We start from the raw sequence: 26910 nt of genomic DNA, 5'->3' as shown, positions 1-26910 counted from the left end.
GGATGGATATCGCCGACCTGTTGGCCTTATGCGTAGAACGCGGAGCATCGGACGTGCACGTGTCTGCGGGCATGGTGCCGATGCTGCGCATAGATGGCGACATGCAGCGTTGCGAGCTGCCGAGCGTGAGTGCGCAGCGTGTACACGAACTTATCCACAGCATGATGAATGAGTCGCAGCGGGGTGCCTTTGAGGCAACCCACGAAGCTGATTTTTCATACACCGCGCTGGGGCTGGGGCGGTTTCGAGTGAATGCCTTCAGGCAACAGCATGGCCCCGCTGCGGTGATGCGCAGTATTGGCGCGACGGTGCCGAGCCTGGCATCACTGGGTTTGGAACACGTCCTGAGCCCGCTGTTCGGCCTGCCCTCCGGTTTGGTCTTGATCACCGGCGCGACGGGCTCAGGCAAAACCACCACGTTGGCCGCCATCATCGATCACCTGAACAGCACGCGTCAGCAACACATCCTTACCATTGAAGACCCGATTGAATTCATCCACGTATCGCGCCGCTGCCTGATCAACCAGCGCGAAGTGCACCGTGACACCCACAGTTTCGCCAACGCACTGCGCTCAGCACTGCGTGAAGACCCGGACGTGATTCTGCTGGGTGAAATGCGCGACCTCGACAGCATCCGCTTGGCCCTCACTGCTGCGGAAACCGGACACCTGGTGTTCGCCACGTTGCACACGCCCAGTGCGGCCAAAACCATTGACCGTATCGTCGATGTGTTTCCGGCAGAAGAAAAAGCCATGGTGCGGGCGATGTTGTCTGAATCACTGCAGGCAGTGGTCTGTCAGACGTTGCTCAAGAAAAAAGGCGGCGGGCGCATTGCGGCACACGAAATCATGCTTGGCACGCCTGCGATCAGGAACCTGATTCGGGAAAACAAAGTGGCGCAAATGACGTCCGTCATCCAGACCAGTGCAGCGGTCGGCATGCTGACTTTGGACATGAGTGTGAAACGCTTGCAGGAGAGGGGAATCATTGACCTGTAATCGTTGAAGAGCAGCCTTGCGCTGCTCTTCAACGATGCCAGTTAGCGCTGCGCAACCCGCAGGTTGGTTTGCTCTTTAGGCAATACGCGCTTGGCGACCACATAGTGGCTCTGCCAGTACGGTTTTTTCAGTGTGTCGATGGTCACCGACTTGCCGCGACGTGGCGCATGGATAAACCGGTCATTGCCCAGGTAAATGGCTACATGGTTGACCTTGCGGCTCTTGATGTTGAAAAACAGCAGGTCGCCGGGCTTCAGGTCCTTGCGGTCGACTTTCTGGCCGTGGCCGCTGGCCATGGCGCTGGAGCTGCGGGGCAGATTGACCGCCGCCACATCATTGAACGCGTATTTGACCAATCCGCTGCAATCAAAGCCTTTACTTGGGCTGCTGCCGCCCCAACGATAAGGCGTACCCAGCACGTTGACTGCACGGCTCAGCACGGTGCTGCTTTGTTTGTTGGCCGCTACCAGAGCAGGGGTCGCAATTTTGCCGGGGGCTTTGCGATGAACTTTACTGGAGGTCGGACGTGTTACGGTTTTGCTGTTAGAGGCAACAAACGGAGCACTCGCAGATGACTTTGCGGTGTAACCGGTGAAGCCTGAAGGAAGACGTTGCTCACGATTGGTGGCGTGGGCGGCCAGTGGCAGTAATAGGCAAATGGTTAGCCATGTCTTGAATAAAGGACGCATTCGGCAGGGCTCTATGTGGTTAAGCGCGCAACTTTATAACAGCTTTTAGGTCCTTTCTCAGGCCGTTTGTCGATTGGACCGGGGGGTCAAAAACCGCCAAAGCAGTGGCAAATTGTCACATGACGACTGCGCAGGCCAGATAGCACAAGGGTTTGCGCGAAATCCTGCAACAGACTTTTACCTGTTGCGAGACAGTAAAAAAGTCACAAAAAAACTGTAATTTTTTTCTATCGATACCCAAGGGGGCATCAATGAGCGGCTATCGGGACGATGTACAACACGATACCCACAGCAAGGTACTGGGTTATTTGCTGTGGATTTTCGGATTTCTGGGAGCACACCGCTTCTATTACGGCAAGCCGGTTACCGGGACCATCTGGTTCTTCACCCTGGGCTTGTTGGGCATTGGCTGGCTGATTGACCTGTTCCTGATCCCGAGCATGGACCGCGAAGCGGACCTGCGCTTTAGATCGGGTAATACCGACTACAGCGTGGCGTGGATTCTGCTGACGTTTCTGGGGGTATTCGGCCTGCACCGCATGTACATGGGTAAATGGATCACCGGAATCATCTACCTGTTCACGGGCGGGTTGTTTCTGATTGGTGTCCTGTACGATTTCTGGACATTGAATACCCAGATCTCGATCAAGAATGCCGAGCGCCGTTAAGCGCTAAAACCCTCACCCCAAGCCTCTCCCGGAGGCTGGGGTGGGGTGGAGGTGTAGGGCGACCTCTTAGCCTTCGTAGCTGATTCGACCGTCCACCAGCGTGTAGCGTACGGCGCCCGGCAGGCAATGGCCCAGGAACGGGCAGTTATCGCCTTTGGAGAGCCATTTTTCACCGGCCACGGTTGAAGCACTCGGATCGAACAGCACCAGATCGGCAGCCGACCCGACACTCAAGCGACCCGCTGGCAGGCTCAAGGCATCTGCCGGGCCTGTGCTCAAACGCGCCAACAAGGTCGGCAAGTCCAGTAAACCGTCTTCAACTAACGTCATCGCCAAAGGCAACAACAGCTCTACGCTGCTCATGCCTGGCTCGGTGGCGCCGAACGGTGCCAGCTTGGCGTCCCGTTCATGGGGTTGGTGATGGCTGGAAATGGCTTGTACCACGCCGGATTTGACTGCTTCACGCAGTCCGTCACGGTCGGCACGGGTGCGCAGCGGCGGTTGCACGTGGTAGACGCTGGAGAAGTCCACCAGCGCTTCGTCGGTCAGAATCAATTGATACAACGCCACATCGGCAGTGACCTTGAGGCCGCGCGCCTGAGCTTGCGCGATCAAAGCGACGCCGCGTGCGCTGGTCAGTTGGGTGAAGTGCGCCCGCACGCCGCTTTGTTCGACCAGCAACAGGTCGCGGGCCAGCGCTACGGTTTCGGCCGTTTCAGGTATGCCGGGCAGTCCACGGAATGCGGCCATCGGGCCATCGTGGGCCAGGCCGCCTTCAGCCAGGTCACGGTCTTGAGAGTGGAAAATCACGGTCAGGTCGAAGGTGGCGGCGTATTCCAGCGCGCGGCACAAGGTGCGCGTGTTGCTGAAGCTGGTGAGGCCATTGCCGAACGCTACGCACCCGGCATCGCGCAGGGCGATCAGTTCAGCCAGTTGCTCGCCTTCCAGCCCCTTGCTCAGCGCTCCGATGGGGAACACTTTGCAGTTGCCGGCTTCGCGGGCGCGGTCGAGGATTAGCTCGGCCACTGCCGAAGTGTCGAGCACCGGTTTGGTGCGCGGCGGGCAGCACAGGCTGGTCACACCACCGGCTGCGGCGGCACGGGTTTCGCTGGCAATCGTGCCTTTGCGGCTGTAACCCGGCTCGCGCAGGGCAACGTTCAAGTCCACTAGCCCGGGGGCCGCCACCAGGCCTTTGGCGTCTAGCGTGCGGGTCGGCGTGAAACCGGCCGGGGCTGCGCCCATGGCGACGATTTTGCCGGCTTCCAGGTGCAGGTCGGTGATCTGATCCAGCTGGCTGGCGGGGTCTATTACACGGGCGCCGAGAATGCTGAGCTTCACTGGGCGTTCTCCTGTTCGAATTGGCGCTGGGCCGTTTGCCCGCTCATGGTCATGGACAACACCGCCATGCGCACGGCGATGCCGTAGGTCACCTGATTGAGAATCACCGAGTGGGGGCCATCGGCCACCGCCGACTCAATCTCCACGCCACGGTTGATCGGGCCGGGGTGCATGACGATGCAATCGGGTTTGGCACCCGCCAGCCGGGCAGTGGTCAGGCCGAACAGGCGATAGAACTCGCCTTCGCTCGGCAGCAGGCCGCCGGACATGCGTTCGCGTTGCAGGCGCAACATGATCACCACGTCGACGTCCTTCAGGCCTTCAGTCATGTCGGTGTAAACCTTGACCCCGTATTGCTCGATGCCGACGGGCAGCAGGGTTTTCGGTGCGATAACGCGAATGTCCTGACAGCCCAACGTTTTGAGCGCGATCATGTTCGACCGCGCCACCCGCGAGTGCAGGATGTCACCGACGATGGCCACCGACAGGTTCTCAAACCCACCCTTGTGACGGCGGATGGTCAGCATGTCGAGCATGCCCTGGGTCGGGTGCGCATGACGGCCGTCGCCGCCGTTGATGATCGCGACCTGCGGGCAGACGTGTTCGGCGATGAAATGCGCCGCCCCCGAATCGCCGTGGCGCACCACGAACATGTCAGCAGCCATGGCTTCAAGGTTGCGCAAGGTATCGAGCAGGGTTTCGCCCTTGCTTGCCGAGGAGGTCGACACGTTGAGTGTGATCACGTCGGCAGACAGGCGTTGAGCAGCCATTTCAAAGGTGGTGCGGGTGCGGGTGGAGTTTTCGAAGAACACATTGCACACGGTCTTGCCGCGCAGCAACGGGACTTTTTTCACGGCCCGGGCGCCGACCTCAAGGAACGAGTCGGCGGTGTCGAGGATCTCTGTCAGCAGCTCTCGGGACAGGCCGTCGAGCGACAGAAAGTGGCGCAGCTGGCCCTGATCATTGAGCTGCAGCGGGCGCTTGGCATCTGTAGGCGTCATCGCAGTGGTCTCTTAAAGGGCTGGGTCTTGAGATAGGTCTTGAAGTTCGAGTGTCAGCGGCGCAGGGCCGGACAACTTTACCCGCTCGGTCGGCTTGAGCGACAAGGTCGCGCCCACCACATTTGGCCGGATCGGCAGCTCGGCGGCGTCCAGGTCGAGCAGGCTGACCAGGGTCACGCTGGCCGGACGACCATAGTCGAACAATTCGTTCAGTGCCGCGCGGATGGTGCGCCCGCTCATCAGCACGTCGTCGATCAGCACCAGGTGCTGGCCCTCGATCTCGAACGGCAGGTCGGACGGCCGCACTTGCGGGTGCAGCCCGTTCTGGCTGAAGTCGTCGCGGTAAAACGAGACGTCCAGCGTGCCCAGCGGTGCATCGCTGTCCATGGCGCGCAACAGTGCCTGGGCCACCCAGATGCCGCCCGTGCGGATGCCGATGTAACGCGGCTCGGTGATGTTGCGGCGGGCCAGATGGGCCTTGAGATCAAGCGCCATCTGAGAGATCAGTTCAGCGGGAACAGGCAGGATCATGGTGGCTCCTTAAAAGGCCCGCGCAGGATGCGTGCTGCGGCGGGCGCAAACAATGAGGTGCGTCAAACATGTAAACGCAATGTCAGGCTTGAGGTTCAGCCGTTTTTTTGTCGAGCCAGCCTTGCAGCACCAGTTTGGCGGCGATGGCGTCAACGGGGTTGTCGCGGTAACTGCCACGCTGGCCGCCCTGGGCCTTGCGTTCGCCCTTGGCTTCGAAGGTGGTCAGGCGTTCGTCGTGGGTAAAAACGGGGAGATTGAAACGGCCATTCAAGCGATTGGCAAATTTTTGCGCACGGGCGCAAAACTCGCTGGGGGTGCCGTCCATGTTCAACGGCATGCCCACCACCATGGCATCGGGCTGCCATTCCTTGATCAGTTTCTCGATTTCTTCCCACTTCGGGATGCCGTTCTCGGCTTTCAAATTGCACAGCTCGCGGGCTTGCCCGGTAATCATCTGGCCGACGGCGACACCGATGGAGCGGGTGCCGTAATCAAAACCCAGCAGTAAACGTAGGCTGGCCATCAGGCGTGACCTGCTTGAGTGCTTAACAAGTTGAGGTTAACTCCGAGGTGTTTGGCGGCCGCGTCAAGGCGCAACTCGCTAGAGGTGTTAAACAGAATGTGGGCAGAGTACGGGCACGTAAGCCAGGCGTTGTCTGCCAGTTCCGCTTCCAGTTGACCGGCTTCCCAGCCGGCATAGCCCAGGCAGATCAGGCTGCGTCGCGGACCGTTGCCGTCGGCGATACTGGCCAGCACATCCAGCGACGTGCTCAGCGCCAGCCCGTCTTCGAGTTCCACCGTGGCGTCGAAATTCATGCTGGCGGGATGCAGGACAAACCCTCGGTCGGTCATGACCGGCCCGCCCGCGTAAATCGGCACGTGCTCACACAGTTCGGGCACGCCACGCTCGGGGCGCAACTGCTCAAGGATGTCCTTGAGGTTCAGGTCCAGCGGCCGATTGATGGTCAGGCCCATCGCACCATTGGCCGTGTGCTCGACGATGTAGGTCAAGGAGTGAGCAAAATTCGGGTCAACCATATGCGGCATGGCGATCAGGAACTGATGCTTGAGGTAGGTCGGTGCGCGGTTTTTCATGAGCCTTAGTGTGGCGCTGACAAGTGAAACTGACAAGTTGGCTGATTGCGCCCATTTTCCGGGCTATTAATTACTGGACAACCGATCGCCCTGGGCGAATTTCCAGGTGCGAATGATTTCGAGACGGTCGATGTCGGCCAAGTCACCGCTGAACGGTGCAAACGGCGCGGCCAAGCGTACGATGCGCTGCGCCGCTTGATCCAGCAGCGGCTGGCCGGAGGATTCGAGCACCAGCACTTCATGCAGCGAGCCGTCACGATTGATCGAGACCAGCAACCGCAGCTTGCCGTAGATTTTTTCGCGGCGTGCCTGTTCCGGGTAGTTGAGGTTGCCGATGCGCTCAATCTTTTTGCGCCAGTCTTCTTTGTACCAGGCACCCTTGTCGCGCATGGTCGAAGCCGCACTCATGCGGTAAATCTTGGGCCTTTTGGCATAGAGCTGTTGCTCGTTGGCCAGCTCGGCTTCGAGGCTGGAGATCTCGCTCGACAGTTGGGAGCTGTCAAACGAAGGAATGCTTGCCTTGGGCGCGGCTTCGGTGATGACCTTTTGCGGCTCGCGCGTGGCTTTTTTCGGCTTGGGGGCGACGGTGGTGACGGCGGCCTTGGGGGCTGCCTGCTTCTGTTCGGGGCGGGCTGCAGGCGGCGGCGTGACCTTTTTGACTTCGTTGGCCTGAAACGGCGCCACTTCTGTGGTTTTGGGCACTGCTTTCTTGTCCAGCGTGCCGCTGCCTTCCTGATTGTCCTGGGCCAGAAAGTCCGCTTTCTTCGGTGCTTTCTCGCTCTTGAACGTGGACAGGGTGATTTCCAGGGTTTTGCTGATCTGTTTGGGCTCGCTCATGCTGAACCCGACGCCGAGGATCACCGCCAAATGAATCAGTGCCGCGACAAACAGCGTAAACCCCAGGCGATCAGCCGCGCGCACGCGGTTGTGCGTGAGTTCAGGGGGCAGGTCGCTTGGACGTGTCATGGCAAAAGACCAACATCGCGGGTTTCACAGGCTGCGCATGATAACGCAATGTTGGTCTGTGTCTGGCGGATAGAAATCAGCGAGTGGCCAGTTTGCGCTCGATGGCGTCCATCAACAGCGCACCGATGTTGGTGCCGAACGCGTTATCGATCTCGCGGATGCAGGTCGGGCTGGTGACGTTGATTTCGGTCAGGTGCTCACCGATCACGTCCAGGCCTACGAACAACAAGCCTTTTTCACGCAGGGTCGGGCCGACCTGTTCCGCAATCCAGCGATCCTTGTCGCTCAGCGGGCGGGCTTCGCCGCGACCACCGGCGGCCAGATTGCCGCGTGTCTCGCCTTGGGCCGGAATGCGCGCAAGGCAATAGGGCACAGGCTCGCCGTCGATCATCAGGATGCGTTTGTCGCCGTCCTTGATCCCGGGCAAATAGCCTTGCGCCATGATTTGCTGAGTGCCGTTGGCGGTGAGGGTTTCGAGAATCACCGACAGGTTCGGGTCTCCGACGCGATGACGGAAAATCGACGTGCCGCCCATGCCGTCCAGCGGCTTGAGGATCACATCACCGTGCAACGCCGCAAATTCGCGCAGGACATCGGCGCGACGGCTGACGACCGTCGGCGGTGTGCATTGGGTGAATTGCGTGGCGAACAGTTTTTCGTTGCAGTCGCGCAGGCTTTGCGGCTTGTTGACGATCAATACGCCGTCACGCTCGGCCTGTTCGAGCAAGTAGGTGGAGTACACGAACTCCATGTCGAACGGTGGGTCTTTGCGCATCAGGATCACGTCGAGATCGCTGAGGGCCGTGTCGGTTTCGGCCTCAAGCTCAAACCATTTTTCCGGGTCAGCGAACACCTTGAGCGGCTTCATGCGCGCCCGCGCCTTGCCTTCAGTGAGGTACAGGTCTTGCTGTTCCATATAGAACAGCGTCCAGCCGCGCGCCTGCGCAGCCAGCAACATGGCCAGCGAGCTGTCCTTCTTGTAGGAGATGCTCGCAATGGGGTCCATGACAATCCCGACTCGAACGCTCATGGCAAATTCCTCAAAAGTAGTTAGCGAAGACAATCCTGTGAAAGCGATCAGCAGGCAATTAAAAGTGGCGCCAGAGTGGCGCCGAGTGTGGTCTCGGTCAAGGAAAAACCGTCTTCGCCGGCAGGCTGCGGGAGGTTCGATAGATTGCATGTAGAGACTGTGCTAAAAAGGCTCGCACAGCACCTGCAGCCCTTGTCTACCAAGGACTTGGGCTACGGGATCGCAAAGTTGTAACAAAACGGGTCGCCGTGGCGATGGTAGAGCACATATGGACAAGCATTCCAGCGCCTTGAAGGTGATGGTGATTGACGATTCGAAAACCATTCGCCGCACCGCCGAAACGTTGCTCAAAAACGTCGGTTGCGAGGTGATCACTGCCGTTGATGGCTTCGATGCGCTGGCCAGGATTGTCGACCACCATCCGCACATCATTTTTGTCGACATCATGATGCCGCGCCTGGATGGCTACCAAACCTGTGCACTGATCAAAAACCACCGTGCGTTCAAGTCCACGCCCGTGATCATGCTGTCCTCCAAAGACGGCCTGTTCGATAAGGCCAAAGGACGAATCGTGGGGTCTGATCAATTTTTGACCAAGCCTTTCAGCAAGGACGAGTTGCTCAGCGCTATCAAGGCACACGTGCCCGGTTTCACGGTTGTACAAAACGCTCACTGATGTTCGGTCATCAGGCCGCTCACCTAATAAATGGGGAACACCATGGCTCGCATTCTGATCGTCGATGACTCGCCGACTGAAATGTACAAACTGAGCGGCTTGCTCGAAAAGCACGGCTATGAAGTGCTCAAGGCGGTCAATGGCGCTGATGGCGTCGCACTGGCGCGTCAGGAACACCCTGATCTGGTCCTGATGGACATCGTGATGCCGGGCCTCAATGGGTTCCAGGCCACGCGTCAATTGTCCAAAGACCCGGAAACCCAAGGGGTCCCGGTCATTGTGGTGACCACCAAGGATCAAGAGACCGACATGGTCTGGGCCACGCGTCAGGGGGCAAAAGGGTATTTGACCAAGCCGGTCGATGAGGACGCGCTGATCAAAAAAATCAAAGAAAACCTGCCAGCCTCCACGCACAAGTGATGGCTGCGCCATGCCTGACTCACTGACCGCGTTTGAACTGCTGCTCGATATTGACCAGCGCTGTCGCTCGCTGGCGGCGGGGCCTGTTGCTGAGTCAGTAGCGGCGGATACCTGGAGCGGTATCGGTTTTCGCATTGACGAGCACTGCTTTGTAGCGCCAATGGGGGAAATCGCCGAGATCCTTCATGAGCCGCGTTTCACGTTGTTGCCTGGCGTCAAGCCATGGGTCAGAGGTGTCGCCAACCTGCGTGGGCAACTGCTGCCGATCATGGACCTGTGTGGCTTTTTCGGCGTCGAGTTATCCCCGTTGCGCAAACAGCGCCGGGTGTTGGTGCTGGAGTACGAAGACATCTTTGTCGGCCTGCAAGTCGATGAAGTCCTAGGCATGCAGCACTTTGCCCTGACAGATCTGGATACCCACCCACCCGTTTCCCCCGGTTTACCTTTCGCGCCTTATGTTCAAGGGCGTTTCGCCGCCGCCCATGACTGGTGGGTATTCAGCCCGTTTGCCTTGGCGCAAGCGCCCGAGTTCCGGGCGGTCGCGGCGTGAACAGTGAGCAAGTGCTACTTCGAGCATCAACACAGCATGTCAGGGCCTGATCGATGACCACAGCTACTAACGCAAAACCAATGGAAGGGTCGCGCAGCCGTTCGCAGATCATCGTGCTATTTATCGCCCTGATCGTGTTCATCATGCTGTTGTTCGCCAACTTTGCTTACCTCAACACCCAGTCCAACTACGACAAGCAATACATTAGCCACGCGGGCGAGTTGCGCGTGCTATCGCAGCGCATTGCCAAAAACGCTACTGAGGCAGCTGCCGGTAAAGCCGCGGCGTTCCGCCTGTTGAGCGATGCGCGCAACGACTTCAGCCAGCGCTGGGGCTACCTGAAAAATGGCGACCCGGCCACCGGTCTTCCCGCTGCGCCCCCCGCCGTACACAAAGAAATGCAGGCCGTGCAGCGCGACTGGGAGCAGTTGCTGAGCAACACCAATGCTATTTTGGCCAGTGAGCAAACCGTACTCTCGCTGCACCAAGTGGCCGCAACGCTGGCCGAAACCGTGCCGCAGTTGCAGGTCGAGTCCGAAAAAGTGGTGGAGATTCTGTTGCAACGTGGCGCGCCGGCCAGTCAGGTCGCGGTGGCGCAACGTCAGTCGCTGCTGGCCGAACGGATTCTGGGCGCAGTCAATACCGTGCTGGCCGGGGACGAAACTGCAGCGCAGGCAGCCGACGCCTTCGGGCGTGACGCCAACCGTTTCGGCCAAGTGCTCAATGGCATGCTCGAAGGCAACGCGGGCATGCGCATTTCGCAGGTCGAAGACAAAGACGCCCGCGCCCGCTTGCAGGAAATCTCGGAGCTGTTTCAGTTTGTATCGGGCTCGGTGGATGAAATTCTCGAAACCTCGCCGCAGTTGTTTCAAGTGCGCGAAGCCGCGAGCAATATTTTCAGCCTGTCGCAGACCTTGCTCGACGAAGCCTCGATGCTGGCCAACGGCTTTGAAAACCTTGCCAGCGGCCGCTCGCTGGACATTATCGGCGGCTACGTACTGGGCTTGCTGGCGCTGGCGTCGATCATCCTGATCGGGTTGGTGATGGTGCGCGAAACCAATCGTCAACTGCGCGAAACCGCCGAGAAGAACGACCGCAACCAAAACGCGATCATGCGTTTGCTGGATGAAATTGCCGATCTGGCCGATGGCGACCTGACCGTCACGGCTTCAGTGACTGAAGATTTCACGGGCACTATCGCTGACTCGATTAACTACTCGATCGATCAACTGCGGGATTTGGTGGCCACCATTAACCTCACCGCCGGGCAAGTGGCGGCCGCGGTGCAAGACACCCAGGCCACTGCCATGCAACTGGCTGAAGCCTCCGAGCATCAGGCCCAACAAATTGCCGAAGCGTCGGGCGCCATTCAGCAAATGGCCCATTCCATTGATGAAGTATCGGCCAACGCGTCAGAGTCCTCGGCGGTGGCCGAACGCTCGGTGGCGATTGCCAACAAAGGCAATGAAGTGGTGCACAACACCATTCATGGCATGGACAACATCCGGGACCAGATTCAGGACACTGCCAAGCGCATCAAGCGTCTTGGCGAGTCTTCTCAGGAGATTGGCGACATTGTTAGCCTGATCGATGACATTGCCGACCAGACCAATATTCTGGCGCTGAACGCGGCGATTCAGGCGTCCATGGCCGGGGATGCCGGGCGCGGCTTTGCTGTGGTAGCCGACGAAGTTCAGCGGTTGGCTGAACGTTCATCGGCAGCCACGCGGCAAATCGAGACCCTGGTGCGGGCGATTCAGGCTGACACCAACGAAGCCGTGATCTCCATGGAACAAACCACCACCGAAGTGGTGCGCGGTGCACGTCTGGCGCAAGACGCCGGGGTGGCACTGGAAGAGATCGAAGGCGTGTCGCAAAACCTCGCGGAACTGATTCAAAGCATTTCCAATGCCGCCCAGCAGCAAACCACATCGGCAGGCCAGATTTCCTTGACCATGAACGTGATCCAGCAAATCACCAGTCAAACCTCGTCCGGCTCGACCGCCACCGCCGACAGCATTGGCAACCTGGCCAAGATGGCCAGTCAGCTGCGGCGTTCGGTGTCCGGCTTTACCTTGCCCGACACCCCTGAACCGCGTGAGCCTCAGTAGTGCGGCGCAAAATTGACGGGAGTCGTTATGGTTGACCGGCACGACTACGTAGCCCTTGAGTGGGTCAAAGACGAAATCGGCGAGACCCTCAAGCTGGCCCGCACGGCGCTCGACGGCTATGCGCTGCAGCCTTCACCCGAGGCGCTGGCACAGTGCTTTGCGTGCGTGCATCAAGTGCACGGCAGTTTGTTGATGGTCGAGTTTTATGGCGCGGCATTGCTGGCCGAAGAGATGGAACTGTTGGTGATCGCCCTGCAACAGCGGCGCGTCAGCCAGCTCGACGAAGCTGTGCGTGTGCTGCAACAGGCTTTTACCCAATTGCCGCTTTATCTGGACCGTGTGCACAGCGCCCGGCGCGACTGGCCCTTGGTGGTCTTGCCGTTGATTAACGACCTGCGCACCGCCCGTGGCCAGCCCCTGCTTTCGGAAACCAGCCTGTTCAGTCCGCCGTTGCAGGCGCTGCCGCCGCTGGAGCCCGAGGCGCTGGCCCAACTGCCGACGCAAGACCTGTCCGAGCGGGTTTCAGCATGGCGGCAAACCCTGCAAAGCGCGTTGCTGGGGTTGCTGCGTGGGCATGACGTGCCCAGTCAGCTGGAGCAACTGGCCGACGTGTTTGCGCAACTGGAAGCGCACTGCCGGGGCGCGCCCCTTAATGCCCTGTGGAAAATAGCCTCGGCGCTGGTTGAAGGCATGCTCAAGGGCAAAGTCGCCAATAGCCCTGCGCTGCGCAGCCTGCTCAGAGAAACCGATAAGCCGCTGCAACGGTTGCAGACCCAGGGCATCGAAGCGGTCAATCAGCCAGCCTCTGACAGGCTCGTCACCAGCCTGCTGTTTTACATCGCCAAGGCTGAGCGACCCACGCCGAAAATGCTCAGCCTCAAAGCCTTATATGAGCTGGACGAAGCCATGCCTGATGCGGCCATGGTCGATGCTGAGCGCGCGCGGCTTGCCGGGCCGGACCGAGATGCCATGCGCTCCGTAGTGGCAGCCTTGTGTGAGGAACTGGTGCGGGTCAAGGAGCGCCTCGATTTGTTCGTGCGCAGCGACCGCACCCACGTGTCGGAGCTCGGCAATCTGTTGGCGCCGCTGCGGCAGATAGCCGACACGCTGGCCGTTTTAGGCTTTGGCCAGCCGCGCAAGGTGATCATTGACCAACTGGCCGTGGTGCAAAGCCTGGCTCAGGGCCAGCGCGAACCCACAGACCCGGTGTTGATGGACGTCGCCGCTGCGCTGCTGTACGTCGAAGCCACGCTGGCCGGGATGGTCGGCAGCGTCGAGCCTTCGCAGCGCGAAGAAAGCCGGCTGCCCACCACCGACCTGATGCAAATCCACCAGTTGGTGATCAAGGAAGCGCGGCTGGTGTTCGACGAAGCCAAAGACTTGATCAACGATTACCTGGCCGCCGATTACGACCGTCAGCAGTTGCAGGCGGTGCCAGGCTTACTCACGCAAATTCGCGGGGCGCTGGCGATGATCCCGCTCAACCGCGCGGCCAGCCTGTTGCAAGCCTGTGATGATTACTTGTGTGAGCACTTGCTGCTGGGCCACGAGCGGCCCGATGCGCTGCAAATCGACCGCTTTGCCGACGCGCTGGTGAGCATCGAATACTACCTGGAGCGTCTGGCCCAGGACCCCGGTGCGGCAGGCGAGGCCGTGCTGGACCATGCCGAGCACAGCCTGATCGCACTGGGGTATGCCCCGGCCGAACGCAATGTCCCGCGGCTCGATGACATCCTCAGCCCCACCGAAGTGCTGGTGATGGAAGACTTGCAAGAACTGCAAGACCCGGACGTCGTGCAAAGCTTGGCGGACGTGTTGGCCAGCCCGGTGTCGGCGCTCAACCCGCCTGCGCAGCACATCCCCGGCAGCCTGTTGCCGCCCCCGGTTGACGAAGTGCCGGTGGACGAAGAGCTGCTGGAGGTCTTCCTCGAAGAAACCGATGAAGTGCTGATGGCGCTGCACGAAGCCTTGCCACAGTGGGTCGCCAACCCGGCGGACAGTACTGCACTGGGCGAGCTGCGACGCGGCTTTCATACCTTGAAAGGCAGTGGGCGCATGGTGCGCGCATTGGTGCTGGGCGAGTTGGCATGGGCAGTCGAAAACCTGCTCAACCGTGTGATCGAGCGCAGCGTGGCGCCGGGGCCGGCGATCCATCAGTTGCTGGAAGACACGCTGGAGATCCTGCCCGATTTGATTCACGCGTTTGCCGAGCGAAACCAGCGTCAGCGCGATGACGTCGACGCACTGGCCGCCCAGGCGCATCACTTGTCCAAGGGCGACCCTTCGCCGCTGTTGATCGAGCAGGACAGTCCGGCCTTTGACCCGCAATTACTTGAGATCTTTCGTCAGGAAGCGCAGACCCACCTCGACACCTTGAGCCGCTTCCTCGATCAGGCCAGCGCCCACATGCCGCTGTATGCCAGTGATGATCTGCAACGTGCGGTGCATACGCTCAAAGGCAGCGCGCACATGGCGGGCGTATTGCCCATGGCTGAACTGGCGACACCGCTGGACCATCTGGTGCGTGAGTACAAAGCCCATCATGTTGCGTTGGACCTGGACGAAATCGAGCTGCTGCTGGAAGCCGTCGGTTTGTTGCATCGTGGCTTGAAGCAATTGGACGTCGATCCGCTGGCCGAAATACAGGGCGCTCGGTCGCTGATTGAGCGCACCGAATGCTTGATTGCCGACCGCCTGGATGCGTTGCTCAATGCGCCTGGCAGTGCGCTGGCACCCCAGCGCGATCCGCAGCGCATCACGGAGTTTCTGGAGCAGGGCATGGACACCCTGTTTGATGCTGAAGACCTGCTGCGTCACTGGCGTCAGCACCCGCATGAGCGCGAAGGGCTCGACACGCTGCTGGACCTGTTGACCACCTTTGGCGAGTTGGCACATGTGCTCGACTTGCATCCGGTTGATGCGCTGTGCGAAGCCTTGCTGGATCTGTATGGGGCGGTTGAAGAAAGCAGCCTGGCCGTCAGCGATGTTTTTTTCGACGCCGCCGATCATGCTCACGAAGCGTTGATTAATATGCTCGATCAGTTGGCCGCAGGTCAGGAAATCACCCCGCAGCCGACCCTCATCCAGACCTTGAACCAGTTGCTGCAACAAGGGTTGGCGCCCGAGGCTACGGGGTTAATCCGTCGCGATGGCAGCCACAGCCTCGACATCACCGAGCTGGGGGCTGCCACCGCGCAACTGGATAAATCCGCTTACGAGGACGAGGCTGACGGGCTGGACGATGAAATTGTCGCCATTTTTCTCGAAGAAGCCGTCGACATTCTGGAGAGCGCTGGCCAAGCCTTGCAGCGCTGGTTGAGCGAGCCTGAAAGCCTGGCGCCCTTGTCCGCCTTGCAGCGAGACTTGCACACCCTAAAAGGTGGGGCGCGCATGGCAGGCGTCGTTCCTGTGGGCGACTTGGCCCATGAATTGGAACATTTGTACGAGGGCCTGCTGGATCGACGAGCCAGCGAAAGTCCGGCGCTGGCGCAATTACTGGTGCGCAGCCATCAGCACCTGGCACTCATGCTCGAACAGCTGCAACAGCAGCAACCGCTGCGCGAGCCTTTCGAGCTGATTGAGGCTATTCGCAGCTACCGTCAGCACCCCCCCGTGCTTACCGAACAGCCCATAGCTGAGCCGGACACGGCCTCAGGTGGCGATCCCGAGTTGCTGGAAATCTTCCTCGAAGAAGCCTTCGACATACTCGAAAGCTCGGGCGCTGCATTGGCACGTTGGCAAGCTGAGCCTCAGAGCACCCTTGAAGTCGAAAACCTGCTGCGCGATTTGCACACCCTCAAAGGGGGCGCACGCATGGTGGAAATCACCGCCATTGGCGACTTCGCCCATGAGCTGGAAACCCTGCTTGAAGACGTGTCCGCGGGCGTTGTAACCCCGGATGCCGAGCTGTTTGCCTTGTTGCAGGTTTGTCATGATCGCACCGCGCAGATGCTCGATGCCCTGCGCAGCGGGCAGCCGTTGCAGTCGCCGCAGGACGTGATCGAGCGTATTCGCGGCACCGAACGTTCAGTCCCGCAAGCGCCCCAGACGCTCGCGCCGAACAAGGCCGAAGCGGCTGCCACGGCGCTGACCGAAGGCGAGCGCACCGGGCTGGACACCGTCAAGGTACCGGCCGAACTGTTGGAAGACATGGTCAACCTGTCGGGCGAAAGCTCGATGATTCGCGGACGCATTGAGCAACAGATCAACGATGGTCACGTCGCGCTCAATGAGATGCAAACCACACTGGAGCGCATGCGCGATCAGCTGCGTCGACTCGACATCGAGACCCAGGGCCGTTTGCACAACCGCCCGCACAGCGAGGCCGAGGGGCTGGCCTATGACGAATTCGACCCGCTGGAAATGGACCGGCATTCGCAATTGCAGCAACTGTCGCGTGCGTTGTTCGAGTCCGCGTCTGACTTGTTTGACCTCAAGGCCACACTGGCCGCGCGCAACCAGGACGCACACAACCTGTTGCAAAAGCAGGCGCGGGTGAACACCCAGTTGCAAGAAGGCCTGATGGGCACGCGCATGGTGCCGTTCGAGCGCGTATTGCCGCGCCTCAAGCGGGTGGTGCGTCAGGTTGCCAGTGAGTTGGGCAAGCAGGTTGAATTCAGCGTCATCAATGCCGAAGCCGAGATTGACCGCAATGTGCTGGAGCGCATGGTGGCGCCGTTGGAGCACATGCTGCGCAACGCCGTCGACCACGGCCTGGAGCCCAGCGAGGTGCGTCATGCCAGCGGCAAGCCCGAGCAAGGGCTGATTACGCTTGAGCTGTCCAACGAAGGCGGCGACGTGGTGTTTGATATCCGCGACGACGGCGCCGGTGTCCCCCTTGAAGCCGTGCGCCGCAAAGCGATCCATCGCGGCCTGCTGGACCCGCTAAACAGCGTTAGCGACCGCGACGTGTTGCAGTTCATCCTGCAGCCGGGCTTCTCCACGGCCGAAAAAATCACCCAGATTTCCGGGCGCGGCGTGGGCATGGACGTGGTGCACGAAGAAGTGCGCCAGTTGGGTGGCAGCATGACCCTCGACTCGGTGGCGGGGCAGGGTGTGCACTTTCAGATCCGCTTGCCCTTCAGCGTTTCCCTCAACCGGGCCTTGATGGTGCAGTGCGCCGATGAGCAATATGCCATCGCGCTTAACACCGTTGAAGGCATCGTGCGGGTCATGCCGAGCGAGTTGGAAGGCTATTACCAGCTCAACCCGCCGCTGTATCACTACGGCGGCCAGACCTACGAACTGCGCTACCTGGGCGAGTTGTTACAGACCGTGGGCAAGCCCAAACTGGCAGGCGAAACCCATTCATTGCCCGTGCTGCTGGTGCATTGCCAGGACATGCGCGTGGCGTTGCAAGTGGATGCGCTGGCGGGCTCGCGCGAGATCGTGGTCAAGAGCCTCGGCCCACAGTTTGCCGCTGTACAGGGGTTGTCGGGGGCGACGATTCTGGGGGATGGCCGTGTAGTACTGATTTTGGATTTGCTGGCATATATACGCGCGCATCAAGTGCGTCAGCCCTTGCAGCGGGCTCAGCACGAGGCGGGCGGCAGCCTCGAATTCATCCCTGCCGTGCGCCCGCCGTTGGTGCTGGTGGTCGACGACTCGGTGACCGTGCGCAAAGTCACCAGCCGCCTGCTGGAGCGCAACGGCATGAACGTCATCACCGCCAAAGACGGGGTCGACGCGATGAGCGTGCTCGAAGAGCACACCCCGGACCTGATGCTGCTGGACATCGAAATGCCGCGCATGGACGGCTTTGAAGTGGCCACGCACGTGCGCAACGACCCACGCCTCAAAGACATGCCGATCATCATGATTACCTCGCGTACCGGGCAGAAGCACCAGAACCGCGCCATGGCCATTGGCGTCAACGACTACTTGGGCAAGCCGTATCAAGAGTCGGTGTTGCTGGAACGCATCGCCTACTGGAGCACTTTCCATGCTTGATCACCGTGTAGGCAGCCTGACGTGCCTGCTCTTGCCGCTGGCCGATCGCTACCTGTTACTGCCCAACGTCGCCATTGCCGAACTGATCGATTACCAGCGTGGCGAACCCAGCAGCGACTCCCCGCCCTGGCACCTGCGCCAGATCATCTGGCGCGACCATCCCCTGCCGCTCATCAGCTTCGAAGCCGCCTGCGGCAGCCCGCTGCTGATCGGCGACCGGGCGCGCATCGTCATCCTCAATACCCTGAGCGGCAACCCGGCGCTTAAGTACATCGCCATGGTGGTCCAAGGCATCCCGCGCTCCTACAAACTCGACAGCCAACTGAGTTTCGTCGACGTGCCACTCTGCCCGCTGGAACGTGCAGCCGTGCAAGTGGGCGAGCATGTGGCCAAGATCCCGGATTTGTGGGCGCTGGAGCAGCTTGTGCTGGAGTCGCAGTAGCTCAGCGTTATTGATACAAATAAATTGAACGTGGACGTTAATGAACAGGAGTTGTGTGGGTGAGTGATTTGCTTATGGATATATCGAGTGTTCCCTACGGCATCGATATTTTTTACTGGTTTCTAGCCATGGCGGCGGTGGCCATTCTCGTGATGAAGCTGCCAGTGGGCATGGGCTGTGGCTTGGGTTTTCTGGTCTCTGGCATTAGTGCCTTCCTCATATTGTTTCATTTGTCATTCACGCACGAGTTCGCAGGCAATGCCGAGGCGAACTCGAAAGATCACGCAACGAATTTGATTGAAACGGTATCGCGCGAAAGCGTCAGGTGCCATGCGGACAGCGCCGCATGTGAAGGGTTACAGGTAGCAAAGGCTGAAGTGGTCACGTTGATTGAAGGCAAGCGACAGGATGCCTTTGAGTCCATGGTATTCACGCTATTGACCAACTTCACCATCATGACTTTGGGGGGCGTCGCGGCGGGTTTAGTGACCACTGTCATGTTGCGTCGCACCCGCGCGGACGAGGATGAAGCAGAAGAGTCAGCCATGCGGGTGAACAGTCGCGGATTCATACTCGGGCTGTTCAAGCTGCTGTTGGTGATGGTCTCAGCTGCGTTGTTGGCGCTGTACGTAAAGCAGTACTTTGACGCGCAGGGTGTTGCGAGCCCTAATCAGGCCGCTTTTCATCAACTGTGGTCTGCAGGGTGGGTGTCACTGGCGGGTTATGCAGGGGCTTATTTCTTTTACAACGGCAAACCTTATGGGCGCGTTGTCATGTACATCGTGTTCTTGTTCATTGCGTGCGCGCTGGGTTTATATCTGAACGGGATAAAACACGTCCCTCTGGTCGTGAGTGGGGGGGTTGGATGGCCGACATTGTTCATTGTTGGCGTACCGCTTATCACGGCAGTGTGGTTGATGGCGGCGGCCAGACAACAGAAGAAGCTCGCGACCCTTTAAAGCCGTAAAGGAAGCATGTGCGTGGAAAGTTGAGTCCTTAGCTTCCAAACCAGTACGCCCCTGACTGAGCGCTCAGCAATCCTAGCCCTACGCCCGTGGCGATCAACCAAAGGGGGTTGAGCTTGCTGAACACCACCACGAGGGCACTGACTGTTGTCAGCAACAGGCTGAGGCGATTGAGCTCAAGACTGCCGATCAAAATGTAACTGGCTGCCAGTATCAACCCGATCGAAACAGGCACGAGTGCGCGCTTGGTCATGAGCACCCAAGGTGTATCGGCATGATGCTCCAGCCAGCCTGCGCCAAACCATGTCAATGCAGAGCACGGCAGCAATTTGGCGATCAATGTCGCCAACGCTCCGGGTACGCCCGCCACGTGTTGCCCGATGAATACCAGAAACATCCCGTTCGGGCCCGGCAGTGCTTGAGACAGGGCAAAAAACGACACGAACTGAGCGTCGTTCAGCCATCGCATCTCGGCCACCGTGTAACGGTGAATATCCCCCAGTGCCACGGTGTTACCGCCGATGGCCATCAGCGACCACAACCCGCACTGGAGCATCAGGTGAAACAGTACCGGCTGCATGATTGCTCCTCAGGCGTTGCGGTCAATCAGGCGCCAGACCATCGAGACCGTAATGCTGATCAACAGCACGGTCCATAACGGCACCACCAGCACGCCCATCAATATGAAGGTCAAAACGAACACGGTGTAATTGGCAGTAGCAGGTGGCATGGCCTTGAGCAGACGCAATGCAGTGCCGAGCATCAACCCTGTGGCAATGGGTGAAATGGCGCCAAACACGTGCTGGACGGTTTGATGTTGCCACCATGAGGCATACGCCAGGCCCGCCGAAACAGCGATGAGCGAAGGGAAGCAATACAGCCCCACCACAGCAAGGCAGGCCCCCTGCAACCCGTGCTGCTTTCGCGCATAGATAATTGCCACGTTGCAGACATTAGGGCCAGGGAAGAACTGCCCGATGGCCAGTAGTTCATTGAAGGTTTTTTCATTCACCCAGCCACGCCGATCAACCATCATCTGCCGCGCCCACGGCAAAACCCCGCCAAACCCTAAAAGCCCAACCCATGCGAAGTTGTAAAAAAGTTGCCAGCGTGTGGGCTTAACAGGCGCGATGTGATCCAGGTGCTGTGGCATAGCAATCTCCCCGAAAAGACAGGGTTAAACCGTTATCTGGTTGTAGTGAGCAAGACGTTCCTGAAAGGTTTTGATGTCAGGAGAGATTGCCCAGCCTTGATACCCGCCGCGAAGCGAGCCCGCCTTAATAGAGCCGTATGCGTATGCGTATGCGTGGCTTTTCGGCAACGGCCTGCTCACAGCAGTGGCCAACCATTGACGGAGTAAATGTCTTTGCTGTGAAGGCTTGCTCCCGTCCCGAAATGCTGCACGTGCATGGCAGACGACATGATTGTTAAGGCATTGAAGGTCGCCCGGTTGTAAGTCCATTTCGACATTGAGGTCAGCATCTCCCGCTATACGCTGGAAATGGTCCAGTGCTTTGAGTGTGAGCGGGTTAATTTTTGGTGTGTGGCTTAATTCTTGCGTTGCCAGGATCCGTTTTCTGTAGAAACGGCAGCTGAATGCGTCCGGCATCCTCGTAAATACGGGGCACATGAAGAATCCGGGCTCACCGATTTCGGTTTTGCTGACATCGATGAAGGGGAGGGGTAAAGAGAGGGCTCTGCATTCAAGGGGGTATTGGGTTGAGAGGTGATGATGAATGGTCAGACTGCTTACCACTTTAGAACGGCCGCCCTCAGCGGCTTTTGAAAGGCAGAGCAGCGTTACCAAGTCGCAAGCATCGACATGGAATTCCATTTCACTGGATGTGTTATGGCCTCGTATGTTCTGTGGAGACAGATTGTCTTTGTTTCGAACCTCAACTAATAGCGCTTCAGTTTCATTTTGAATTAACGGTACGCCCCTATGCAGACCGATGCCCCATGCTAATAAACGAGCAAGTGGTAGCGGTTTGTTCGCCACGGGTATGCCTCTTATAAGAAACAGGCCGCAGCCATGTTCGCATTCGACCAGAGCGTGTTGCAGAACAGTGTGTAGGGTCGGTAAGGGGAAGTCTGCCGGTGTGCATTGCAAGGGGCCTTTGTGTGTAGCAATCAAGTGTCGGAGTGCTCGCTCCCGTTCCGCGATTTGATGCTGAGTCAGCTCGTAAAGCCATTTGTGCGAAATGGCCAGTAGGCTTTTTCGGTTCCAGTGAGGTGATGTCCATGTAGGCGTCAGCTTCATGAGATCTCCCGCAGGCTGTTATTTTTGGTGGGCCTGTTGAGTGATTCTGGGCGTGCATGCCGGGAGGCTATGTCAGGTTGGATGGGTGATTTGTGTGTGAAAAGGGCGGATTTTGTGTGGGTAAGGTCTGAAGGGTTTGACTTACAGGTCTTAGGATTAGAGGGGAGGAATGCTGTCTTCCTCGACGAACGGCGCATTGCCCTTTAAGTTCGCAACCTTGACCCTTATCTCGTATCCAAGTGACACCGTCGCACGATCGGCTATTGAGGATGTTGCAGATGTATCACGGAGAAAAGCTCAATGCCTGGACTCACTTGCTGGGGGCCGTGGCCGCCGCAGTGGGCAGTGTTTGGTTGTTGGTCATGGCGTGCCTTGACGGCAGCCCGCAGAAGATTGTCAGCGCGGCGATTTACGGGGTCACGCTGGTGTTGCTGTACAGCGTGTCGACCGTTTATCACAGCGTGCGCGGGCGGTCCAAGGTGATCATGCAGAAGTTTGATCACCTGTCGATTTACCTGTTGATCGCCGGGAGTTACACGCCGTTTTGCCTTGTGACGTTGCACGGGCCATGGGGCTGGTCGTTGTTCGGGATCGTGTGGGGCATGGCGGTGATTGGCATGCTGCAAGAGATCAAACCGCGCTCCGAAGCACGTATTTTGTCGATTGTGATTTACGCCGTGATGGGCTGGATCGTGCTGGTGGCGGTCAAGCCGCTGATCGCCGCGCTCGGCACGGCCGGGTTCATCTGGCTGGCCACGGGCGGTGTGATGTACACCGTGGGGATTATCTTTTTTGCCCTGGATCACCGCCTGCGCCATGCCCACGGCATTTGGCATTTGTTTGTGATCGCAGGCAGTTTGCTGCACTTTGTGGCAATCGCCCATTACGTGATTTAACCAGCAAAGCCACCCGCTGGGGCGCGTTGCCCCTGCGGGTGGTGCGATCAGCTTTTCTGCGGTTTTTGGTTATCGCTGCGAATTTGCGCATGGCTGATCAAGGCAAAGATAAAACTGCCGCCAATGATGTTGCCCGCCAGGGTAGGGCCGGCAAAGATCAGCCAGAAGTCCTTCCAGGGCAGCTCGCCTGCAAACACCAGGTACGACACTTCCGCCGTGCCGACGACGATGTGGGTGAAGTCGCCCAGCGCCATCAGGTAGGTGATGAGGACGATGATCCACATCTTGGCGCTTTCCATCGAGGGGATCATCCACACCATGGTTGCGATCATCCAGCCCGAAATAATGCCTTTGGCGAACATTTGGCGGGTGTCGTTTTCCATGACCTTGCGCCCGATTTCCAGGAAGGCGTTGTCGGTCTGGGTGTCGAAAATCGGCAAGTGCAGCATGGCGTAGGCCACCAGCAGGGTACCGAGCAGGTTGCCCACCAGCACCACGGCCCATAACCGGAACAGGCGCCCGAAATTGCTCAGCGTCGGTTTGCTCATGATGGGCAATACGGCGGTGAGGGTGTTTTCGGTAAATAGTTGCTGACGGGCCAGAATCACCGCCAGAAAGCCTGCGCAGTAGCCGAAACTGGCAATCACTTTGAAGGCTTCGCCGCTGGGCAGTCGCGAGTTGAGCAACCCCATGGCCATGAGCGACAGGCCCATGGTGAGCCCGGCAGCCAGTGCCGACCAGAACAGGGCAGCGACGCTGCGCTCCAGTTCCTGATCACCCTGCAAACGGATGATTTCATGCAGCACTGCCGCGCGCGGGGGCTGGTTTTTGGTGACGTCGTGCTCTTCTTCAGCCGACAGGTTCGGGGTGTTGCCAGTGCTTTTTGTGTCCATGGGGCTTCATGACCGTTGGCGTATGTAAGCGTACGACACGCACGGCATGAAGCTGTTCACTCAAACCCGTAATCGCTGCTCGGTTGGCACGTACAGCGGTGGCATCAGGCCTGGTTTTCATCCTGGAACTGATCTTTGACGTATTTGATTTCGGTGCGTCCGTGGGGGGCGGGCAGGCCGTCTTCACCCAGGTTGACGAACACCATCTTGTCGACGGTGAGGATGCTCTTGCGCGTGATCTTGTTGCGCACTTCGCAGGTGAGGGTGATGGAGGTGCGGCCGAATTCGGTAGCGGTGATGCCCAACTCGATGATGTCGCCTTGGCGCGAGGCGCTGACGAAGTTGATCTCGGAGATGTATTTAGTCACTACGCGCTGATTACCCAACTGAACGATGGCATAGATCGCGGCTTCTTCGTCGATCCAGCGCAGTAAGCTGCCACCGAACAGGGTGCCATTGGGGTTGAGGTCTTCGGGTTTAACCCATTTGCGGGTGTGGAAATTCATGTTCACTCCTGACCGTCTGCCGTTAGATGCCGCGCATGATGTCAGACCATGGCGCCCAGCTCTATTAAGCTTCGACTATGGTCTCGATTAAGCAAATGAAAAAGCCTTGGATAAAGCCTTGGGATCATCTGCCCGGATGGCTATAATCACCCCCGCTTCACAACGGTCATTGTCACCCAGTACCGTTCCCGCCACCTGTCCGAGGGGCGCTGCAGCAGGTCTTACCTGTCAGGCTCGGATGGGGCGTTGTTTGTTCAGGGCTCCCTGGGCAGGCACTCAACGCACAACGGCGCCCATTCGCGATTAAACGAATGGAGGCTCTCTATGAGCGCTGTAAACACGCCTGCAGGTTTTACCGACTACAAAGTCGCTGACATGTCCCTTGCCCCATGGGGCCGTCGTGAAACCTTTATCGCCGAGTCCGAAATGCCGGCGCTGATGGGCCTGCGTCGCAAGTATGCCGCTGAACAACCGCTCAAGGGCGCGAAGATTCTGGGCTGCATCCACATGACCATCCAGACCGCCGTACTGATCGAAACCCTGGTTGCCCTGGGTGCCGAAGTGCGTTGGTCGTCGTGCAACATCTTCTCGACTCAGGACCAGGCCGCTGCCGCTATCGCTGCTGCCGGCATTCCGGTTTTCGCCTGGAAAGGCGAAACCGAGCAAGAGTACGAGTGGTGCCTTGAGCAAACCATCCTTAAAGATGGCCAGCCTTGGGATGCCAACATGATCCTGGACGACGGCGGCGACCTGACCGAGCTGCTGCACAAGAAATACCCGGACATGCTGAAGAAGATCCACGGCGTGACCGAAGAAACCACCACCGGCGTACACCGTCTGCTGGACATGCTGGCCAAGGGCGAGCTGATGATCCCGGCGATCAACGTGAACGACTCGGTGACCAAAAGCAAAAACGACAACAAGTACGGCTGCCGTCACAGCCTGAACGATGCGATCAAGCGCGCCACTGACCACTTGCTGTCCGGCAAGCAAGCCTTGGTGATCGGCTACGGTGACGTGGGCAAGGGTTCGGCCCAGTCCCTGCGTCAGGAAGGCATGATCGTTAAAGTGTCCGAAGTTGACCCGATCTGCGCCATGCAAGCGTGCATGGACGGCTACGAAGTGGTTTCGCCGTTCCTCAATGGCCAGAACGACGGCACTGCTGCCAGCATCGACGCTGCGCTGCTGGGCAAGATCGACCTGATCGTGACCACCACCGGTAACGTCAACGTGTGCGACAAAAACATGCTGGCTGCGCTGAAAAAACGCGCCGTAGTGTGCAATATCGGTCACTTCGACAACGAAATTGACACCGCTTTCATGCGCAAGAACTGGGCATGGGAAGAAGTGAAGCCACAGGTACACAAGATTCACCGTACCGGCCCTAACGATTTCGATCCACAGAACGACGACTACCTGATCCTGCTGGCTGAAGGCCGTCTGGTGAACCTGGGCAACGCCACAGGTCACCCGAGCCGCATCATGGACGGTTCGTTCGCCAACCAGGTGCTGGCGCAGATCTTCCTGTTTGCTCAGAAGTACGCTGACATGCCGGCCGAACTGCAAGCCGAGCGTCTGACAGTCGAAGTGCTGCCCAAGAAGCTCGACGAAGAAGTGGCACTGGAAATGGTTCGCGGTTTTGGTGGCGTGGTCACCCAGTTGACCAAACAACAAGCTGATTACATCGGCGTGACCGTCGAAGGCCCGTTCAAGCCAGACGCTTACCGTTACTGATTAAAGAAAGGCGGCCAGGCTTGTACTGACCGCCTTTTTTTTGTGTGTGAGTTCAGCGTCAGGGGTTGCCGCTCGCCCCCTGCGCGTACGCAAGGGTATTCCCATGTCTCAAGACCGTCGTTTCAGCTTCGAGTTCTTCCCGACCAAGACCGATGCTGGACATGAAAAGCTGATGAACACGGCTCGCCATCTGGCGACCTTTAACCCGGATTTTTTCTCCTGCACTTACGGTGCCGGTGGCTCTACCCGTGACCGCACGATCAATACCGTGCTGCAACTGGAGAGCGAAGTACACGTGCCTGCGGCGCCACACCTGTCGTGTGTGGGCGACAGCAAAAGCGATCTGCGCGGCCTGCTGGAGCAGTACAAAGCGGCGGGCATCAAGCGCATTGTCGCGCTGCGTGGCGACCTGCCTTCGGGCATGGGCATGGCCAGCGGCGAACTGCGCTACGCCAATGATCTGGTGAGTTTCATCCGTGAAGAAACCGGCAGCCACTTCCACATTGAAGTCGCCGCTTACCCGGAAATGCACCCGCAGGCGCGCAACTTCGAAGACGATATCAACAACTTCGTGCGCAAAGCCCACGCGGGTGCTGACAGCGCAATCACCCAGTACTTCTTCAACGCCGACAGCTACTTCCGGTTTGTTGAGCGCGTACAGGCCGCTGGCGTCACGATTCCGGTCGTGCCGGGCATTATGCCGATCACTAACTACAGCAAATTGGCGCGCTTCTCTGACGCCTGTGGCGCTGAAATCCCACGCTGGATTCGCAAGCAGCTCGAAGCCTATGGCGACGATGTGCAAAGCATTCAAGCGTTTGGTGAGCAAGTGATCAGCGAGATGTGCGAACGCCTGCTCGACGGCGGCGCACCGGGACTGCACTTCTACACCTTGAACCAGTCCGAACCGAGCCTGGCCATCTGGAACAACCTGAAGTTACCGCGCTGATTCACCTGCCTGTAACCGCTGCCGCACGCTGCAGGTGCGAGAGCGGTTACAGGATGGGTGCGCTTGATGAGTACAAAACCGTTGAGCAGCATGAAATCGGCGCGCTGTGAATGCTCTGTTATACTCCGGGCTTTCCGCCAGGCTTACGCCCGGCCGCTCGTCCTTGTACAAGGCATTCAACCCCGCTACTGCGCAGCATCTGCCAGCGCGAGCGGTGCGAATGGACCTTCAGGACCGAAGCAG

At 58.9% G+C, this 26910-nt stretch carries 25 protein-coding genes and 1 riboswitch; of the genes, 12 read left to right on the top strand and 13 right to left on the bottom strand.

Annotation, left to right across the window (positions count from 1 at the left end):
* Positions 1 to 2: 2 nt before the first annotated feature.
* Complete coding sequence (locus HBN68_RS01000) at positions 3 to 998, top strand: type IV pilus twitching motility protein PilT (RefSeq protein WP_169962183.1); 996 nt, start codon at positions 3 to 5, stop codon at positions 996 to 998.
* Between the two features lie 41 nt (positions 999 to 1039).
* Here HBN68_RS01000 and HBN68_RS00995 read toward each other — a convergent pair whose 3' ends face one another.
* Complete coding sequence (locus tag HBN68_RS00995) at positions 1040 to 1687, bottom strand: C40 family peptidase (RefSeq protein ID WP_094991640.1); 648 nt, start codon at positions 1685 to 1687, stop codon at positions 1040 to 1042.
* Positions 1688 to 1938: 251 nt separating this feature from the next.
* Between HBN68_RS00995 and HBN68_RS00990 the strand changes: the two genes are divergently transcribed.
* The gene (locus HBN68_RS00990; RefSeq protein ID WP_169962181.1) at positions 1939 to 2355 is read left to right on the top strand and encodes a TM2 domain-containing protein; all 417 of its coding nucleotides are present in this window, start codon (positions 1939 to 1941) and stop codon (positions 2353 to 2355) included.
* A gap of 66 nt (positions 2356 to 2421) precedes the next feature.
* Here the strand turns inward: HBN68_RS00990 and HBN68_RS00985 are convergent, their stop codons facing one another.
* The 7 genes from HBN68_RS00985 to gshB all read right to left on the bottom strand — a co-directional run bounded on the left by HBN68_RS00985 (position 2422) and on the right by gshB (position 8316).
* Positions 2422 to 3693 carry a dihydroorotase gene (locus HBN68_RS00985; protein ID WP_169962179.1) on the bottom strand — a complete coding sequence of 424 codons (1272 nt, stop codon included), beginning with the start codon at positions 3691 to 3693 and terminating at the stop codon, positions 2422 to 2424.
* Positions 3690 to 4694: an aspartate carbamoyltransferase catalytic subunit gene (locus HBN68_RS00980; protein ID WP_047278345.1), complete on the bottom strand. Its 1005-nt coding sequence runs from the start codon at positions 4692 to 4694 to the stop codon at positions 3690 to 3692. Before HBN68_RS00980 ends, HBN68_RS00985 begins: the two co-directional genes overlap by 4 nt.
* A gap of 12 nt (positions 4695 to 4706) precedes the next feature.
* On the bottom strand, positions 4707 to 5225 hold the full coding sequence (gene pyrR / locus HBN68_RS00975; RefSeq protein WP_094991638.1) for a bifunctional pyr operon transcriptional regulator/uracil phosphoribosyltransferase PyrR: 519 nt from the start codon (positions 5223 to 5225) through the stop codon (positions 4707 to 4709).
* A gap of 82 nt (positions 5226 to 5307) precedes the next feature.
* On the bottom strand, positions 5308 to 5748 hold the full coding sequence (ruvX, locus tag HBN68_RS00970) for a Holliday junction resolvase RuvX (protein ID WP_094991637.1): 441 nt from the start codon (positions 5746 to 5748) through the stop codon (positions 5308 to 5310).
* Entirely contained in the window at positions 5748 to 6320 is a 573-nt protein-coding gene (locus HBN68_RS00965; protein ID WP_169962177.1) for a YqgE/AlgH family protein, read from the bottom strand. Before HBN68_RS00965 ends, ruvX begins: the two co-directional genes overlap by 1 nt.
* Positions 6321 to 6386: 66 nt before the next feature.
* Positions 6387 to 7286 (bottom strand): energy transducer TonB, encoded by a 900-nt coding sequence (locus HBN68_RS00960; RefSeq protein WP_094991635.1) that lies wholly within the window; start codon positions 7284 to 7286, stop codon positions 6387 to 6389.
* A gap of 76 nt (positions 7287 to 7362) precedes the next feature.
* On the bottom strand, positions 7363 to 8316 hold the full coding sequence (gene gshB / locus HBN68_RS00955; RefSeq protein WP_094991634.1) for a glutathione synthase: 954 nt from the start codon (positions 8314 to 8316) through the stop codon (positions 7363 to 7365).
* A gap of 268 nt (positions 8317 to 8584) precedes the next feature.
* Between gshB and pilG the strand changes: the two genes are divergently transcribed.
* The 7 genes from pilG (at position 8585) to HBN68_RS00920 (ending at position 19423) form a co-directional block, all read left to right on the top strand.
* Positions 8585 to 8992 (top strand): twitching motility response regulator PilG, encoded by a 408-nt coding sequence (gene pilG / locus HBN68_RS00950; RefSeq protein ID WP_094991633.1) that lies wholly within the window; start codon positions 8585 to 8587, stop codon positions 8990 to 8992.
* Positions 8993 to 9034: 42 nt separating this feature from the next.
* Positions 9035 to 9412, top strand: a complete 378-nt coding sequence (gene pilH, locus HBN68_RS00945; protein WP_169962174.1) for a twitching motility response regulator PilH — start codon at positions 9035 to 9037, stop codon at positions 9410 to 9412.
* A gap of 10 nt (positions 9413 to 9422) precedes the next feature.
* On the top strand, positions 9423 to 9962 hold the full coding sequence (locus HBN68_RS00940; RefSeq protein WP_169962172.1) for a chemotaxis protein CheW: 540 nt from the start codon (positions 9423 to 9425) through the stop codon (positions 9960 to 9962).
* A gap of 80 nt (positions 9963 to 10042) precedes the next feature.
* Positions 10043 to 12073 carry a methyl-accepting chemotaxis protein gene (locus tag HBN68_RS00935; RefSeq protein ID WP_249275307.1) on the top strand — a complete coding sequence of 677 codons (2031 nt, stop codon included), beginning with the start codon at positions 10043 to 10045 and terminating at the stop codon, positions 12071 to 12073.
* 27 nt (positions 12074 to 12100) lie between these two features.
* Complete coding sequence (locus HBN68_RS00930) at positions 12101 to 18022, top strand: Hpt domain-containing protein (RefSeq protein ID WP_169962169.1); 5922 nt, start codon at positions 12101 to 12103, stop codon at positions 18020 to 18022.
* Positions 18015 to 18464, top strand: coding sequence for a chemotaxis protein CheW (locus HBN68_RS00925; protein WP_094991628.1), 450 nt, complete (start codon positions 18015 to 18017; stop codon positions 18462 to 18464). The genes HBN68_RS00930 and HBN68_RS00925 overlap by 8 nt, the downstream gene beginning before the upstream one ends.
* 59 nt (positions 18465 to 18523) lie before the next feature.
* On the top strand, positions 18524 to 19423 hold the full coding sequence (locus tag HBN68_RS00920) for a hypothetical protein (protein ID WP_169962167.1): 900 nt from the start codon (positions 18524 to 18526) through the stop codon (positions 19421 to 19423).
* A gap of 37 nt (positions 19424 to 19460) precedes the next feature.
* On the opposite strand, the gene HBN68_RS00915 is transcribed toward HBN68_RS00920, so the two are convergent.
* From HBN68_RS00915 to HBN68_RS00905, 3 genes are read right to left on the bottom strand one after another with little or no spacing between them, the layout of a single operon-like run.
* A complete protein-coding gene (locus HBN68_RS00915; protein ID WP_094991626.1) occupies positions 19461 to 20009 on the bottom strand; it encodes a chromate transporter in 549 nt (182 codons plus the stop codon).
* Positions 20010 to 20018: 9 nt separating this feature from the next.
* The gene (locus tag HBN68_RS00910; protein WP_169962165.1) at positions 20019 to 20582 is read right to left on the bottom strand and encodes a chromate transporter; all 564 of its coding nucleotides are present in this window, start codon (positions 20580 to 20582) and stop codon (positions 20019 to 20021) included.
* Positions 20583 to 20606: 24 nt separating this feature from the next.
* A complete protein-coding gene (locus tag HBN68_RS00905; protein WP_169962163.1) occupies positions 20607 to 21689 on the bottom strand; it encodes a TauD/TfdA family dioxygenase in 1083 nt (360 codons plus the stop codon).
* A 278-nt stretch (positions 21690 to 21967) separates the two neighbouring features.
* Here HBN68_RS00905 and HBN68_RS00900 point away from each other — a divergent pair, with 278 nt between their 5' ends.
* Positions 21968 to 22585: a hemolysin III family protein gene (locus tag HBN68_RS00900; protein WP_047278321.1), complete on the top strand. Its 618-nt coding sequence runs from the start codon at positions 21968 to 21970 to the stop codon at positions 22583 to 22585.
* A gap of 47 nt (positions 22586 to 22632) precedes the next feature.
* Here HBN68_RS00900 and HBN68_RS00895 read toward each other — a convergent pair whose 3' ends face one another.
* Positions 22633 to 23478 (bottom strand): formate/nitrite transporter family protein, encoded by an 846-nt coding sequence (locus tag HBN68_RS00895; protein ID WP_094991623.1) that lies wholly within the window; start codon positions 23476 to 23478, stop codon positions 22633 to 22635.
* A 104-nt stretch (positions 23479 to 23582) separates the two neighbouring features.
* Positions 23583 to 23984, bottom strand: a complete 402-nt coding sequence (locus HBN68_RS00890) for a hotdog domain-containing protein (RefSeq protein WP_047279442.1) — start codon at positions 23982 to 23984, stop codon at positions 23583 to 23585.
* 195 nt (positions 23985 to 24179) lie between these two features.
* Positions 24180 to 24286, top strand: a riboswitch (S-adenosyl-L-homocysteine riboswitch).
* A 22-nt stretch (positions 24287 to 24308) separates the two neighbouring features.
* On the opposite strand from HBN68_RS00890, the gene ahcY reads away from it, so the two are divergent.
* Both ahcY and metF read left to right on the top strand, forming a co-directional pair.
* Entirely contained in the window at positions 24309 to 25718 is a 1410-nt protein-coding gene (ahcY, locus tag HBN68_RS00885; RefSeq protein WP_094991622.1) for an adenosylhomocysteinase, read from the top strand.
* A 103-nt stretch (positions 25719 to 25821) separates the two neighbouring features.
* Positions 25822 to 26667, top strand: a complete 846-nt coding sequence (metF, locus tag HBN68_RS00880) for a methylenetetrahydrofolate reductase [NAD(P)H] (protein WP_169962161.1) — start codon at positions 25822 to 25824, stop codon at positions 26665 to 26667.
* The last annotated feature ends 243 nt before the right edge of the window (positions 26668 to 26910 follow it).

The organism is Pseudomonas sp. WS 5078, assembly GCF_012985745.1.
GTDB classification, from domain to species: Bacteria; Pseudomonadota; Gammaproteobacteria; order Pseudomonadales; family Pseudomonadaceae; genus Aquipseudomonas; species Aquipseudomonas lundensis_A.
Note: the sequence above shows the minus strand (reverse complement) of the source record. Positions and strands in the feature narration are given on the sequence as shown.

Bases quoted from the DNA above. Each gene is read 5' to 3' on its own strand.
- HBN68_RS01000 (WP_169962183.1), top strand. From the start codon at position 3: ATGGATATCGCCGACCTGTTGGCCTTATGCGTAGAACGCGGAGCATCG.
- HBN68_RS00995 (WP_094991640.1), bottom strand. From the start codon at position 1,687: ATGCGTCCTTTATTCAAGACATGGCTAACCATTTGCCTATTACTGCCA.
- HBN68_RS00990 (WP_169962181.1), top strand. From the start codon at position 1,939: ATGAGCGGCTATCGGGACGATGTACAACACGATACCCACAGCAAGGTA.
- HBN68_RS00980 (WP_047278345.1), bottom strand. From the start codon at position 4,694: ATGACGCCTACAGATGCCAAGCGCCCGCTGCAGCTCAATGATCAGGGC.
- pyrR (WP_094991638.1), bottom strand. From the start codon at position 5,225: ATGATCCTGCCTGTTCCCGCTGAACTGATCTCTCAGATGGCGCTTGAT.
- ruvX (WP_094991637.1), bottom strand. From the start codon at position 5,748: ATGGCCAGCCTACGTTTACTGCTGGGTTTTGATTACGGCACCCGCTCC.
- HBN68_RS00965 (WP_169962177.1), bottom strand. From the start codon at position 6,320: ATGAAAAACCGCGCACCGACCTACCTCAAGCATCAGTTCCTGATCGCC.
- HBN68_RS00960 (WP_094991635.1), bottom strand. From the start codon at position 7,286: ATGACACGTCCAAGCGACCTGCCCCCTGAACTCACGCACAACCGCGTG.
- gshB (WP_094991634.1), bottom strand. From the start codon at position 8,316: ATGAGCGTTCGAGTCGGGATTGTCATGGACCCCATTGCGAGCATCTCC.
- pilG (WP_094991633.1), top strand. From the start codon at position 8,585: ATGGACAAGCATTCCAGCGCCTTGAAGGTGATGGTGATTGACGATTCG.
- pilH (WP_169962174.1), top strand. From the start codon at position 9,035: ATGGCTCGCATTCTGATCGTCGATGACTCGCCGACTGAAATGTACAAA.
- HBN68_RS00940 (WP_169962172.1), top strand. From the start codon at position 9,423: ATGCCTGACTCACTGACCGCGTTTGAACTGCTGCTCGATATTGACCAG.
- HBN68_RS00935 (WP_249275307.1), top strand. From the start codon at position 10,043: ATGGAAGGGTCGCGCAGCCGTTCGCAGATCATCGTGCTATTTATCGCC.
- HBN68_RS00930 (WP_169962169.1), top strand. From the start codon at position 12,101: ATGGTTGACCGGCACGACTACGTAGCCCTTGAGTGGGTCAAAGACGAA.
- HBN68_RS00925 (WP_094991628.1), top strand. From the start codon at position 18,015: ATGCTTGATCACCGTGTAGGCAGCCTGACGTGCCTGCTCTTGCCGCTG.
- HBN68_RS00915 (WP_094991626.1), bottom strand. From the start codon at position 20,009: ATGCAGCCGGTACTGTTTCACCTGATGCTCCAGTGCGGGTTGTGGTCG.
- HBN68_RS00910 (WP_169962165.1), bottom strand. From the start codon at position 20,582: ATGCCACAGCACCTGGATCACATCGCGCCTGTTAAGCCCACACGCTGG.
- HBN68_RS00905 (WP_169962163.1), bottom strand. From the start codon at position 21,689: ATGAAGCTGACGCCTACATGGACATCACCTCACTGGAACCGAAAAAGC.
- HBN68_RS00900 (WP_047278321.1), top strand. From the start codon at position 21,968: ATGTATCACGGAGAAAAGCTCAATGCCTGGACTCACTTGCTGGGGGCC.
- HBN68_RS00895 (WP_094991623.1), bottom strand. From the start codon at position 23,478: ATGGACACAAAAAGCACTGGCAACACCCCGAACCTGTCGGCTGAAGAA.
- HBN68_RS00890 (WP_047279442.1), bottom strand. From the start codon at position 23,984: ATGAATTTCCACACCCGCAAATGGGTTAAACCCGAAGACCTCAACCCC.
- ahcY (WP_094991622.1), top strand. From the start codon at position 24,309: ATGAGCGCTGTAAACACGCCTGCAGGTTTTACCGACTACAAAGTCGCT.
- metF (WP_169962161.1), top strand. From the start codon at position 25,822: ATGTCTCAAGACCGTCGTTTCAGCTTCGAGTTCTTCCCGACCAAGACC.